The sequence below is a fragment of the Synechococcus sp. CBW1002 genome, assembly GCF_015840915.1.
Lineage (GTDB): Bacteria > Cyanobacteriota > Cyanobacteriia > PCC-6307 > Cyanobiaceae > CBW1002.
In genome coordinates this window covers 2,979,509-2,992,143 of the sequence record NZ_CP060398.1, presented here as the reverse complement: position 1 = coordinate 2,992,143, position 12,635 = coordinate 2,979,509, and the positions used below count along the sequence as shown (strand labels likewise).

Below are 12,635 nucleotides of genomic sequence, written 5' to 3'. Positions count from 1 at the left end.
ACCGCTCCTTGATCCGCAACGACAGAGGGGCGGGCATGGCAGGGCTCCAGACCGGAATCGGAACCCTGTTGTCGCGTCCTGAGACCCGCCTATGTAGTTGCGCGGACCCGCCTACCTAATCGTCGCCGGACACCCATTGGCAGCGGGTCACCGAGATGCTGCGCAAGCAGTTCCCCTCCGCCGCGCCGATGAAATCTGCTCGGATCCACTGCGGCGCAGCCGCTTTGCCCTTTCTCAGGAGGCCCTAGGTAATATCGCCGAACCGCTGTCCTGACGGCAGGGCCGGAACGCCTTGCGGGTTCTGCCATTGAGCTGTGCACGTCTCATGAGCCGGGCGACGCGGTGACGAAAAACCCTGTGGCCGGAAGCCATCAGTTCACGGTGCAAGCGCGAGGAACCGTAGTAGTCACGATGCTGCTCGAAAACCAACTGAATCTCAGCGGTAATCAGAGCGTTCTGAGTTACCTGCATTCCCGGCGTCTCCTGCCGTTGCCACTAGACATAGAAGCCACATATGGCAAGGAGCATAACTGCAGATATAATGCAATCTACACATTACGACGAGAAATTCAAAACTTAACTCATGGTATGAACGAGTTGCAAATCAGAAAAGTTGTGACCTGGCACAAAGGTTATGAAATGAAAAAATTATTTAAGAAATAAATAGCTGAGCGATCAACTCGAGAGGAATAAAAGAGGGTTTGGGAATGATCAAGATGATGAATAAGCATCGGCACAAGGTCATGATCACGATGCACTACTTTATCGACTAAAAAAAATGTAGAACCATTGTCAGATGAACAAAACATAGAAGTTGTGGTATAATCTAGGCTTAATACACAAAGCATGTTAGACTGACAAACCTTAGCAGACAAGTCACAATCATGTGAAGAGGCTAAGACTAAGCCTAGTGATGGGTGAACTAAGCCTGACGCAGAAGGTGCTATCGATAATGAATTATCAATGGAGAAGAGAGAACGTCCAAGAACAAGGGTTGGCTTAGCCGAGCCCTTACAGGTAAACAGTCTGGATTCAACCCCACAACTCAAAGTTCTTATAGAAGAATCATTGGCTATAAGTACAACCGAATGATCACGGAGCTCAATAGCATCAACAAGCGACAGGTACGGATAGTGAGATTGAAAGACAGAGATAGCGTTGGCAATGCTTGAATTGCATTCATAACAAGATGATATTGGCAGTGTAATATTTCTAATAGATAAAACATCGCGATAACTATGGAATGGAACACAAACAGAAGTTAAGGTAGCCTCGTTGAGCGCATTATCATTAAGTAAAGGAGAATTATTCAAAGTAGAAGAACCTGCCAGGTCAATACGAGGCTTACAGTATTTAAGTAGTTCATTCAAATGACTGGGCTTAAACTTAATATTAACGTTAGTCACCTTGATGCCAAAAGAAGGATCAAAATTTATAATATACAACAAGGATTTAGCGCTTTCGGTTTCGTCAGTTATGAAAAATAACTCACCATTGAGCGATGAACCAAGATAAACAAAATTGTACGGAAGTACAAAGCATGAATCAGAATTAGATGATGTACAGTAGACAAGAGTGCGAGAAGAAGTCGTAGAAAGAAGAATCCACATTCCGACAGAATTAATTGACTGATGGACAGCCAATATTTGCTGAGTATCGTTGGTCCCTCCAGGGAGGGGAATAGAAAGTAAATTCATTCGTTCAGGCGTAGCCAAGTTGTGCCTCCATATCCATAACTAGTTCAAGCATAGAGTAATCCCAGGAATGTAGGCGTTCTATAGTTGCTTCATCATCAAGCTTATCAAGGTAGGAACGAGTAAATGCAGGTCGTCCATTAGAAAGAAGATACTCCCGTACATCGTATTGAGAATATTTTTTTCGCCTCATTTGCCGAAACTCCGGATTAGTTATAAACTTCGGATCATTGCCACAAGGTGCCATACGTGGACCATAAAAGGCATAAGGGGACGCCTCAGGCTTGAGCATCTCATCAATGCATAAACTATCGTCCGAGACACCAAGCCAGCGACATAGTTGAGGTAGAACTACTCGTGGATCAGATAGAATTGCCTCCCCACTAACAGTAAGGAAGTTGGAAGGCGGAACAATAGAGCGAAACTTCAGTATATTGCGATGCATGGCATACCACATTAAAGCATAGTTCTCCTTAACCATAGGATGCCCTGCCGCAGGACTATTAACTGTACGCCTAAACTCGAAGAACTCCTTCAAAGATTTTGAAGCACCGACAACACTTCGCGTAAGATGAATAAATTTGGCATTTGGATAGTATTTAAATAATCTGATCATGCGATCAATTGTCTTAGTATTTGGCGGCGACTTCTCGATACAGACCCTAGGATAATAGGCATTGCATAGATATTCAAACAGCTGCTTGCTAGTCATTGACTGATTGTTCGCCAGCCACATCCAAGCACGGCTACAGGCTGCACTATCTTGTTTGTTTTCGTGAACCTGTGCGATTGCTCTCAGAAGGCCACTAGGTGCAAATCTTGCATACTTGATGTTTGACTTATTAGATAGTAAATGACCTATGTCATCACGATAAAGAAGGTGGAGCTCAGGAAAACAATAGAGATCAGGATGCTGGCCAATAATAGACGAAACAACTGATGAGAAAGAACGAGGCGGACTCAATAAAAAAATAGGATCAATCATGACCATTTGAGCTGTTGAAAAGATTGCGCCTTATGACATTGTAGCGATGTTGCATCCTGTCCTTCAGGTCCTGAAGATCATTAATGAGTTCAGTGGAAAGAACTAAATCAGGTGACTCGTCATTTACAGTAGAAGAATCAATTGGCTCAAACAAAAATTTAAATAACGCTACATGAGCATTTTCAGACTCCATCTCACTGAAGGGCTCCGCTACAAGCTCAGAACTTGATGGCTGTGGATCAAGCTGATGTTCAGCATCTTCGTCATCGGAGACATCAACGTAAGATTGATCAGCATCTTTTCGGGAAACTGAAACAATCTGCGTCAGTGTATTGTATTCAATACTATTTTCTCGACCAGCAACAGTGCTGTCAAGATTAGCTCGTTCCATCAAGACTTCGAGATAAGAGTCGATGGAATTGGCGATCTCGTGCTGCGAATCTTCATTGTCATGAGGTTCATGAGAAGAGTTGTCCACAGATGCAGGGGGAAGGAAATTAAAAAACGGGGAGGTCTTCATTGCTGAATCGATTAAGTTCAATTAACGCGAGTAAGTACTCATTAAAAAGGCACTAGAGCTGAATTATGTTTGGCAATAACTGCAGATAAATATAACTTATTGAAGTCATCAAGCTTTTCGGAATCGAACGTCAAGCAGTCATGTGATTTTAAGGGGGGCAAGGGCCGTGTGTCAATGACAACTTGACTGGATATGATATCTTCTAGTTTAGATGACTCCGTGAGTACGCTAATATTCTGTAATCCAAGAAGTGTTGAATGGTATAGACACATTCTCGAATGTCTATCTTCAGCATGGACAAACATTTTATAACGACTTCTGGAAGTTCTTGCCCTGATCCCGGTCCAGGAAGAAGGAACATGCTGGTATGAATCAGCTGGTCCTGAAATGAGCAGTACGCCGTTAAGACTGTTATCCATAGCAATAACTGCGGCGTGCCCTGCTCCTTGACTATGACCAATGATTAGTGTTTGAGAAAGGATCTCATGATCAGAAATTGATTTGCCATGACGTTTCCTAACTTGCCCTAAAAATGATCCAATGACTGACTCCTCATAGGCAATCGAAAGTCTTGAATCTGATGTTGATTGGCTACCATAGATTAGTTCACGACGAACCTGTAGTAAACAGTCTGAAACATAGAACTCAGAGTTTAATTTGGCTACAGTAGAGCTAACCGGATAATCAACAGTATAAAAGTCGCTATTATGAGCCAAGCATTTACTCAACCAGACATAATCTGAACTGCGGCGAAAACTGCCAGGCAGGAAAAGAGTAAACATGGATACTGTGGATCACAGATTAAGATTAAACCAGGATTGGTGAGGGTTCACCATTCGTGCTGACAATCAAACAAGGGGAAGGCCGCGCTTCGAACAGTCCTTTCAGAACGGGAAACGAGCAATAGAGACGCCGAAACGACGGCTGATGCTCAGAGAGCATGGCATGGCTGTGTTCAATATGGCATCCATTGTTCCACTTCGGCGATCTACCGAGAGCACCACGCAGTGATCATCTAGTGGTTGAGGCAGAGGCCGACCACGTTGACTATACTGATTGAGGCTTGTCTGAGCGATAGTGAGAATTATTCAGATTAGGTCGGTCTGATCAAGTTATTGCATCTGCTATTTGAAGTGATCCCACGCCCAAGACCAATAAGACAGGCATAGACATTGTCTTTGCATCCCATTAGTTAGAGGCAAATAATATTTGGGTTAATATAAGCTGCCATGAATAGACATACGTCAAAAAGTATAGCTGCTTTAACGTAATGTTCATTTTAGATGAGTAATTGATGTGTGTTCGACTCGACACATCTTAACTTGCGCAACTACGCTAATCTCGATTGACTATGCTTAGGGTTCAAGCTCACGAGAAGAGCAACCTAGCAACAAACTTGCAAGCGAGGAAGCCAAGGATATTGTTCACTCGAACAGACGAGGTTTGGCAAAGTCAATCAATGGTGGTTGTCGAACGGTGTGTTTTTCTTTAGGGACTCTGAGGTGGGTGCCTTTTATTGGACAGTTCCGGCCCCTGACATCGTTAACCCAGGACGGGTGGAACATGGTTCGGCCTCAGTGTAGACCGCGTGGGGAGTTTTGCCTCCAAGGGAACTGTGAGGTCTTACATGGCAATACCGCCACAGGAAGCGGGCCAGGCTGATTTCAGCGTCCCAGCCATCGCTGTATGCCCGTAGGTAGACCTCCTCGTACTTGACAGTCCTCCACAGCCGTTCAACAAGGATGTTGTCGTAGCACCGCTTTCTGCCGGACCAGCTGATCTGGATCCGCTCCCCTTTGAGTCTGGCCACAAAGTCAGCGGACGTGAACTGACAGCCTTGATCGGAGTGGAAGATCTCTGGCCTACGGCCGCCTCCCAAGGCCATCTCCAGGGCCTCCAGACAGAACTTCGTGTCAAGGCTGTTGGAGAGCCTCCAGCTGAGCACATGCCTGGAATGGAGATCCATGATCGCCACCAGATAGAGGAACCCTTTCTGCAGAGGGATGTAGGTGATGTCGGTCGCCCAGACCTGATCCACCGACGTGACCTGCGTGAGGTCCACCAGGCAGGGGAACCGCACGGACGGATCACCTGGAACCGTCGTCCGGGGCTTCTGGTAGATCGCCCGTAATCCCATGCGCCGCATGAGGTTTCGCACTCGATCTCGGCTGATCGGGATACCATCTTGGGCCAGATAGTCCACCATCCGGCGGCTGCCGCTGCAGGGATCCTCCAGGTAGAGAGCATCGATCCTGGCCATGATCCGCAGCGTCGATACACGGACCGGTGTCGGCCGGTAGTACAGCGTGGATCGAGGCAGCCCCAGCAGCGCACACTGCCTGCTGATGCTGAGCTCGGGGTGGTCGTGATCGACCAGCTTGCGCAGTTCACGGGCATCAGAGCAGTTGAGACTTTTTTTTGAGCCACTCCAGCTCCATCTGCAGCCGTCCGATCTGCTGGAACAGCTCCGCCTCCTTGGCCTGCCCCTCCTCCTTGTCCTTGGTCTTCTTGCCTCGGGTGAAGAGCTCGCTGGCACCGTCCAGGAGCTGCCGCTTCCACTGGCTCACCTGGATCGGGTGGATGGCGTGGTCGGCGGCGATCTCCTGGATCGTCTTGCGGCCACTGATCGCCTCCATGGCGACCCTGGCCTTGAACTCGGGGCTGTGGGTGCGGCGCTTGCTCATCGGTGGGAGCCCCTTTCAGGGGCGGTACCCCGCCTCAGAGGTTAACGATGGGGCCTGTCCAGAAAAGCCAGACCACCTCACTCCTGAAAAAGATTCTCGGCCCATCCGCGCCGAATTCGTCCGTTTGCTTCGCGTTAATCAGGCCGGCAAGCGCAGTGACATCAAGTGGGCCAGATCTCAAAAGGCTGGCTTGCAGATGACCGCAGGCGCTCTGATCGCTGACCAGGCCATAAGAAAGCTGTAGATCCACCCAAAAAGAAGGGCAAAAAAGAGGCGCAGCAGCCTCAAGACCTTTTCCGCGCACATCACGACAAAGGCCATCGAGATGGAGGATTCGGCACCAGCTGGTAGACGAGCCATGATCAGATCCAGGGAATACTTGCGCTTTCCAGAGCCAAAGACGCCTTCCACTTCATTGCGTCGAGCTTGATCAGATCGGAGCTGCTGCTTGTGTGCAGTGGTGACATCAGGATCCTTGGGCGGGCGGCCCAATCGCTTGCCGGAGAGACGAATACCGTTCCTCATGCAGAAATGCCTATTCTTGGCCGTGATATAAATCCGGTCGGCGCAGATGCGCTCTGGGTAAGATCCTGTATCCAGCTTGTATTTTTCCGCCTGAGCGATCAGGTCTTCTCCTTCGTTGTAGGGGTTCCAGCTGATGCGGTGCAAGAACGGAAAGCCGTTTTGAACCGAAACACTGATTTTGGCACCAAACTCCACCGCAGCACGTGCTTTGCCTCGCACCATTGGGCGGATATGGGTCTGCACAAGGTTCACCAGGCGGTCTGGAATGCTGTTGGTCTGAGAGGCGAGCAGAAGGCCCTGCTGCCGCTCCAACTCGCTGCAGGCCAACAACTTCTGCCACCAATGCCTCTTGAGCTCAGAAAGCCTTGCCCCACGGCCGATCAGAGCATCAATGGCTTTGAGATTCTGCCGCACATATCCAAGCTGATGTTTAATGGCAGCCTTCACTTTTCGGCGGCGTGGCCGTTTTTGCTTCGCCACTCTCAGGAAATGAGCACGAGCAAGGCCACGGTCGTAGCGAGGTCGATGTCTCCTGAATCCCGATGACTGAGTGCACAGATCATCAATGACTCGCTCGGTCGTTGTGCGAGCCTCGTTGAGGAGCCTGAGGTCTCTGGGATAGGTAATGTCGGCAGGAGTGCAACTGGCATCAATCGTGAGAGTGCCCCAATTCTTTCCTTCTGGCCAGTCAGCAGGCTTGATCAACGTATCAAGTTCCAGCTGAGCGCCTCCTCCTCTGGAATCAGGATCATCATGGTCGTCATCGTCTGCTACCTCCCCCAGTGTCAGCAAACGAACCAGTACGCGCGTACGCCCTCGCGCCCGAAACACCCACGGCCAAGCCAGAGCGCCCTTGCCACTCTGGTCATGAGGACATCGGGCCATGGCCGATGACATCTTTGGAGGCCTGACCCCGAAAGCAAACGTGGCCTGGGATTCGAATTGCGCTCCCTGCCCTGGCGACGGCTCGACTGACCAATGAGTTAGTCGGCCGATCCCGATTAGGAATTTGCTGATTTTAGTGCGCGAATCCTGCCTGATGCCCTCCCGATCACCTAGTGAGTCCTTAAGCCATGGGAGAACCAATTTCAGCAGGCAAGCGCCGAGCTCGTCTGAAAGTCATTAACCCTCGTTCCGCTGGAATTGATGTCGGCAGTAGATTCCACGTTGTTGCTGTTCCTGTCGAGCTTGATCCGAATCCCGTCCGCAAGTTTTCAAGCTTCACAAAGGATCTAATCGCACTCGCCGAATGGCTGCTGGCAGTTGGAATTAGCACCATTGCCATGGAGTCCACTGGAATCTACTGGGTTCCGCTTTACGAGATTCTCTCTGGCAAAGGCATTGACGTCTTTCTTGTTAATGCCAGGCACGCCAAGAATGTTCCGGGCCGCAAGACGGATATCAACGATGCACAATGGCTTCAGCAGCTCCACAGCTACGGCCTGGTGAGAGCAAGCTTTCGTCCAGACCAAAAAATCACAGAACTACGCTCATATCTGCGGCAGCGTGATCAACTTGTTCGATACCGCTCGTCTCATCAGCAACACATCCAGAAGGCGCTGATGCTTATGAATCTTCAGCTTCATCATGTTGTCAGAGATATCAGCGGACTAACCGGTAGGCGAATCATCGATGCCATACTTTCAGGTGAGAGGGACCCCGAAAGACTCGCTTCTCTCCGAGACAGACGCTGCAAGGAGAGCGCGGCAACAATTGCGGCTGCTCTTGAGGGGAACTACCAAGACGATCACTTGTTCTCTTTGAAGATCGCAGTTGAGCTCTTTGACACCTATTCAGAGAAGATCAGGGCCTGCGAGCTTGCGGCACAATCATTGATGACAGAGCTTGCCGGCTCGGACTATCAAGATCCAGGCAGTCAACCTGGGGAGTACCCGTTCAGGAGTCGGGACAGCTCGCAACGAACATCGGGCTTGCTGAACCCTTGACGGTGGCTTGATTCCTGGTTGCATCTCAGTAAGAGACTCCTTGCGATGACCACCCCACCGGCCGGGATTTCAGAAGCCGATTGGGCCGCCACCCCGGTGGGAGTGAAGGCTGGATTTCTGTATCCGTTCAGGGGCCGTGACGCAGCCGCGCAGCATTCACCGCCCTTGATCGCTGATCACCAAGCGACCACAGACACCACGATCGATGACGGCCGGCTCAGGGATTCGGCAACAGCGATGGCATCTCACCGCCACGATGATGGGCGATCAAGGCCTGCTCCAGGAACTGCCAGATATCACGGCCCTGTTGCCGCAGGCTGGTGGTGACCGTGAGCAACCTGCTGCGGCAGATTGCACCCTGGCGGGATTGGACGCCATGGCTGATCTTGCGCTGAATCACCGAATGGCGCAGGGCACGCTCGGCTGCGTTGTTGGTGGGCTCGATCCCTTCAATCTCCAGGAAGGTCCAGAGGCCATCGCTCACTTGCAGCAACTGATGGCAGGTACGCACCGTCTTGGCCCACGGCGTTCGCTCGCCGCGCTGGCAGCCCAGCTCCACAACCCGATGCAGCGTGCCCACAAACGCCTGGCGGATCGGCCGACAGCCCTGCTGCAACGTGGACCAGTCGATCGTTCCGTCTTTGTAGCGGTGCCACTGGGCAAACAGCTGCTGCTGCAGGCCCAGCAGCTCCGCTCCAATCTCACCGCTGGCGCCCTGACGGTCAGCGATGGCAGTGAGATCGCGGATCACGTGCGCCCAGCACAGCTGGCGCTGCTCCAGCGGGAGATGGTTGTAGGCGGAGAAGCGATCGCTCACCACAATTCCGCCAAAGGCATTCCCGAGCAGGTCGATCGCGGCGGCAGCCGAGCGGCTCAGGCTCTGCAAGAACACTGTCACCCCCATGGCGGTCACCATGACCCACTCCCAGCCGCGCCGGCCATCGGGGTTGCCCCCATCGGCATTACCGGTGGGGGCACCGGTTTCATCGACATAGACCACCGACTGCTGACGGGCAAACGCAAGGGCCTCCTGCATGGGCTGCTCCAGTGCTGCACTCAAGCGCTGGCGGATAGTGGCCTGTCCCGTGTCAATCAGGTTGATGGCTTGTGCCAATCAGGTTGACCGGTGAGCCGGTTGAATTTTGCTGCGGCACCAGGCCTGAAATCCTGATGGGGCCTCGATCGTGCCCATGGCTGTCGTGGCGCGTCAATCAAGTTGTGGTTCTGGCCTCAATCTCATGGCGAGAGGGCCAGTTTTCGTGTCGCCGCCTTGGTTTTGCCGGGCTGGGCCGGTGTTGCCGTTGATCGTGGCGGCCATGACGTCCGCGTCAATTACGTTGGCGGGTTGCTGGAATCCTTGGAAACCCTTGCGGCAGCTGCCTTCTGCCGGTAGCTCTCGCCCTTGATCCCGATGATGTGGCAGTGGTGCACCAACCGGTCCACCGCGGCCACGGTCATCGATCCGCTCGGGAAGATGTCGTCCCACTCCCGGAACGGCTGGTTGCTGGTCACCAGCAGGGATTTCCGCTCGTAGCGGTGGCAGATCAGCTCAAACAGCACCGAGGTCTCCAGTTCGCTGCGGCGCACGTAGGAGATGTCGTCGATCACCAGCAGGGCATAGCGATCGAGCTTCTGGAGCATCGCCGGCAGGTCGTAGGCCGCCTTGGCCTTCTGCAGCAGCTGCACCAGCGTGGTGGCCGGGAAGAAGCGGCAGGCCTGGTCCTGCGCCGCCATCGCCATCGTGATGGCAATGGCCAGGTGGGTCTTGCCCACACCGCTGGGACCAAACAGCAGCAGGTTCTCCGCCTGCAGGAGCCAGGTGGTCTGCCGCGTCAGGCCTTGGAGCTCCTGCCAGTGGTGGGGCTCGAGGTGCTGGTGGTCAAAGCCATCGAGACCTTTCTGCCACGGGAGATGGGCACCGCGCAGCAGGCGTTGCTGGCGGGCAATCTGCCGTTGTTCCAGTTCCTGCTCACAGAGGGCGTAGAGGAACTGGCCCGGGCTCCAGCCCTGGGCATCAGCCTGATCGGCCAGCGGCTGCCAGTGACTGCGGAAGCGCGCCAGTTTCAGCTGTTTGAGCAGGAGCGGCAGCGCCGCTTCCACCGCCGCAGAGCGCGGGCATGGGGACGAGGTGGTCATAGGTAGCCAGCAGGTGTTGGGGGATGGCGGGATCGGGGAGGCTCTGGCAACGGGGAGGAACGCGGAATCGCTGCTGCAGAGCCGACAGCGAAAGGGTCTGGCGGCGTTGGGCCTGCTCCAGGAAGGCGAGCACCAGCGCATAGGAGGCCACCCGCACCGCCACATACAGGGCCTCGACCATCAGCCGGGCAGCGGCGTCACGGTCACCGCCGACCAGGAGTTGCTGCCAGAAGTCCCACCAGCGGGAATCAGGGAAGAGGTAGCGCTGGTAGCGGCAATGGAGCAGGGCCCGGGGCTTGGCCCGCAGGGCATCGATCAGGTGCTCCAGATCGATGCACCAGGCCCGCTTGCCACCAGAGGCGCCATAGAGGCGGGGGAGCTGGCAGACCCAGTCGCTGCCCAGGAACACCACCAGCCGGTCGTGGTGCAGCCGCACCATGACCTGGCGGCCGATCAGGGTGGGCGGCACTGAGTAGATCACCTGCCGCACCTCGATCGTGCTGGTGCTGCGCACCCGCACTGTGAGCAGCTCGTAGTCGGCAAAGCGGAAGGCCGGCAGGGGCCCCAGGTGCTCCAGCTCCTGCTCGTAACGCTGCTGCCGGGGGGCGTTGAGGGCACAGAACACCTCAGCGAGCAGCTGGGCGTATTCGGCGGGCTCCTCGAAATCGCAGCTGCCCCGCAGGATCAGCTTCTGCTCCAGCCGACGTTTCACATGGCCATGGGGAGCCTCGATGATGCCGTTCTCGTGAGCCACGCCGCGGTTATTGCGGCTGGCACTGAGGCCGTAGTGGGCGCAGAGCGCCTGGTGGCGGGGGGTGATGTCGAGGGCGTAGCTGCCATCCCGATTGCGGCTGGCGGCCGACAGTCGATCGGTGCGCAGCTCCTTGGGCACCCCACCGCAGGCGGCCAGGGCGTTCTGCAGCCCTTCTGAAAGGGCGACAAAGCTCTCGCCACCATGGATGAGTTGCCCATAAGCCCAGCCGCTCCAGGCCAGGCGGTAGTGGAACAGCAGGTGGGGAAATGGTTCGCCGCGCAGGGTGATCGCCACCCGTTTCAGCCGGGTGAAATCGCAGAAGCCGATCTCTCCAGGCTGGTAGGCCAGCGGGAACATCACCTCCGGCGCTGGACCGTGCAAGGCCTTCCACTGCTGCACCCGCCGCTGCAGGGTGCGTTTGAGCGAACTCCAGTCTTGATCTGGCTTCTGCTCCTGCAGGTGCTCCAGCAGGGTGGTGGGCGTCAGGGCTGGATGGCGCTCCAGAAGCGGCAGCAACAGGGGCTCCCAGACCTCAGCCAATGGATCGGGCCGCCGCCGGCCACGGGGCTTGGCGGCTTTGGGTTGGAGGCGGCCAGCATCAATGCGGTGGGCACTGCTCACCGAAATGCCCGCCGCTGCGGCAGCCACCTCCTGGCGGCTGCCGGCTCGTCGTTTGGACATGTACAGCGCAATCTGTTGAGCGGTGAGGGGAGCAGGCATGAGCCGGTGCCCTGCGCATGGCAACCGGATTCAGCAGAGCCCCTCAGGAGCGGTCAACCTGTTTGGCGCGCCCCTCAACCAGATTGTCGCCGGATAGTGGCCATCGCTCCCCGGCTGATCTGTACCCCCAGCAGCTGATCCAGCAGCGCCTGGGTCTTGCTGAAACTCAACGGGAAGGCACTACCCAGCAGACCCACCAGAGCACTGAGCCGGGGACCGTAATGGCTTACTTCCACCTCCGCCGGTAACGAGGCACAGGTGCTGGTGGAACAGCAGGGGCAGACCAGGCGGTGCTGAGGTGGTCTGGCTTTTCTGGACAGGCCCCATCGTTAACCTCTGAGGCGGGGTACCGCCCCTGAAAGGGGCTCCCACCGATGAGCAAGCGCCGCACCCACAGCCCCGAGTTCAAGGCCAGGGTCGCCATGGAGGCGATCAGTGGCCGCAAGACGATCCAGGAGATCGCCGCCGACCACGCCATCCACCCGATCCAGGTGAGCCAGTGGAAGCGGCAGCTCCTGGACGGTGCCAGCGAGCTCTTCACCCGAGGCAAGAAGACCAAGGACAAGGAGGAGGGGCAGGCCAAGGAGGCGGAGCTGTTCCAGCAGATCGGACGGCTGCAGATGGAGCTGGAGTGGCTCAAAAAAAAGTCTCAACTGCTCTGATGCCCGTGA

Annotated in this window: 14 protein-coding genes; 2 read left to right on the top strand and 12 right to left on the bottom strand. The window is 54.6% G+C overall.

Features of this window, described 5'->3' with window-relative positions; translation table 11 throughout:
* Window positions 1-234 precede the first annotated feature (234 nt).
* The 8 genes from H8F24_RS20250 to H8F24_RS14735 form a co-directional block, all read right to left on the bottom strand.
* Window positions 235-471 (bottom strand): IS3 family transposase, encoded by a 237-nt coding sequence (locus tag H8F24_RS20250; protein WP_197170094.1) that lies wholly within the window; start codon window positions 469-471, stop codon window positions 235-237.
* A gap of 161 nt (window positions 472-632) precedes the next feature.
* Window positions 633-1,697 carry a hypothetical protein gene (locus H8F24_RS14760; RefSeq protein WP_197170093.1) on the bottom strand — a complete coding sequence of 355 codons (1,065 nt, stop codon included), beginning with the start codon at window positions 1,695-1,697 and terminating at the stop codon, window positions 633-635.
* A 4-nt stretch (window positions 1,698-1,701) separates the two neighbouring features.
* A complete protein-coding gene (locus H8F24_RS14755; protein ID WP_197170092.1) occupies window positions 1,702-2,679 on the bottom strand; it encodes a sulfotransferase in 978 nt (325 codons plus the stop codon).
* Window positions 2,672-3,199, bottom strand: a complete 528-nt coding sequence (locus H8F24_RS14750; protein ID WP_197170091.1) for a hypothetical protein — start codon at window positions 3,197-3,199, stop codon at window positions 2,672-2,674. Before H8F24_RS14750 ends, H8F24_RS14755 begins: the two co-directional genes overlap by 8 nt.
* Window positions 3,200-3,240: 41 nt before the next feature.
* Window positions 3,241-3,981: a hypothetical protein gene (locus tag H8F24_RS14745; RefSeq protein WP_197170090.1), complete on the bottom strand. Its 741-nt coding sequence runs from the start codon at window positions 3,979-3,981 to the stop codon at window positions 3,241-3,243.
* Window positions 3,982-4,712: 731 nt separating this feature from the next.
* Entirely contained in the window at window positions 4,713-5,546 is an 834-nt protein-coding gene (locus H8F24_RS14740; protein WP_231598221.1) for an IS3 family transposase, read from the bottom strand.
* 49 nt (window positions 5,547-5,595) lie between these two features.
* Entirely contained in the window at window positions 5,596-5,883 is a 288-nt protein-coding gene (locus H8F24_RS19645; RefSeq protein ID WP_231597691.1) for a transposase, read from the bottom strand.
* A gap of 177 nt (window positions 5,884-6,060) precedes the next feature.
* On the bottom strand, window positions 6,061-7,113 hold the full coding sequence (locus tag H8F24_RS14735) for a transposase (protein ID WP_197170089.1): 1,053 nt from the start codon (window positions 7,111-7,113) through the stop codon (window positions 6,061-6,063).
* A gap of 368 nt (window positions 7,114-7,481) precedes the next feature.
* Here H8F24_RS14735 and H8F24_RS14730 point away from each other — a divergent pair, with 368 nt between their 5' ends.
* Window positions 7,482-8,354, top strand: coding sequence for an IS110 family transposase (locus H8F24_RS14730; protein ID WP_231597867.1), 873 nt, complete (start codon window positions 7,482-7,484; stop codon window positions 8,352-8,354).
* A 217-nt stretch (window positions 8,355-8,571) separates the two neighbouring features.
* On the opposite strand, the gene H8F24_RS14725 is transcribed toward H8F24_RS14730, so the two are convergent.
* The 4 genes from H8F24_RS14725 to H8F24_RS14715 form a co-directional block, all read right to left on the bottom strand.
* Entirely contained in the window at window positions 8,572-9,468 is an 897-nt protein-coding gene (locus tag H8F24_RS14725) for an IS66 family transposase (RefSeq protein WP_197170088.1), read from the bottom strand.
* 218 nt (window positions 9,469-9,686) lie between these two features.
* On the bottom strand, window positions 9,687-10,454 hold the full coding sequence (gene istB, locus H8F24_RS14720) for an IS21-like element helper ATPase IstB (protein ID WP_231598236.1): 768 nt from the start codon (window positions 10,452-10,454) through the stop codon (window positions 9,687-9,689).
* A complete protein-coding gene (gene istA, locus H8F24_RS19640) occupies window positions 10,369-11,964 on the bottom strand; it encodes an IS21 family transposase (protein ID WP_197169867.1) in 1,596 nt (531 codons plus the stop codon). Before istA ends, istB begins: the two co-directional genes overlap by 86 nt.
* Before the next feature lie 74 nt (window positions 11,965-12,038).
* On the bottom strand, window positions 12,039-12,200 hold the full coding sequence (locus H8F24_RS14715) for a hypothetical protein (protein ID WP_197170087.1): 162 nt from the start codon (window positions 12,198-12,200) through the stop codon (window positions 12,039-12,041).
* 138 nt (window positions 12,201-12,338) lie between these two features.
* Here H8F24_RS14715 and H8F24_RS19635 point away from each other — a divergent pair, with 138 nt between their 5' ends.
* Entirely contained in the window at window positions 12,339-12,626 is a 288-nt protein-coding gene (locus H8F24_RS19635) for a transposase (RefSeq protein ID WP_231597691.1), read from the top strand.
* Window positions 12,627-12,635: the final 9 nt, after the last annotated feature.

Excerpts from the sequence above, each read along its gene's own strand:
- H8F24_RS14760 (WP_197170093.1), bottom strand. The coding sequence starts at position 1,697 with ATGAATTTACTTTCTATTCCCCTCCCTGGAGGGACCAACGATACTCAG.
- H8F24_RS14755 (WP_197170092.1), bottom strand. The coding sequence starts at position 2,679 with ATGATTGATCCTATTTTTTTATTGAGTCCGCCTCGTTCTTTCTCATCA.
- H8F24_RS14730 (WP_231597867.1), top strand. The coding sequence starts at position 7,482 with ATGGGAGAACCAATTTCAGCAGGCAAGCGCCGAGCTCGTCTGAAAGTC.
- istA (WP_197169867.1), bottom strand. The coding sequence starts at position 11,964 with ATGCCTGCTCCCCTCACCGCTCAACAGATTGCGCTGTACATGTCCAAA.
- H8F24_RS14750 (WP_197170091.1), bottom strand. The coding sequence starts at position 3,199 with ATGAAGACCTCCCCGTTTTTTAATTTCCTTCCCCCTGCATCTGTGGAC.
- H8F24_RS19645 (WP_231597691.1), bottom strand. The coding sequence starts at position 5,883 with ATGAGCAAGCGCCGCACCCACAGCCCCGAGTTCAAGGCCAGGGTCGCC.
- H8F24_RS14745 (WP_197170090.1), bottom strand. The coding sequence starts at position 3,981 with ATGTTTACTCTTTTCCTGCCTGGCAGTTTTCGCCGCAGTTCAGATTAT.
- H8F24_RS19635 (WP_231597691.1), top strand. The coding sequence starts at position 12,339 with ATGAGCAAGCGCCGCACCCACAGCCCCGAGTTCAAGGCCAGGGTCGCC.
- H8F24_RS20250 (WP_197170094.1), bottom strand. The coding sequence starts at position 471 with ATGCAGGTAACTCAGAACGCTCTGATTACCGCTGAGATTCAGTTGGTT.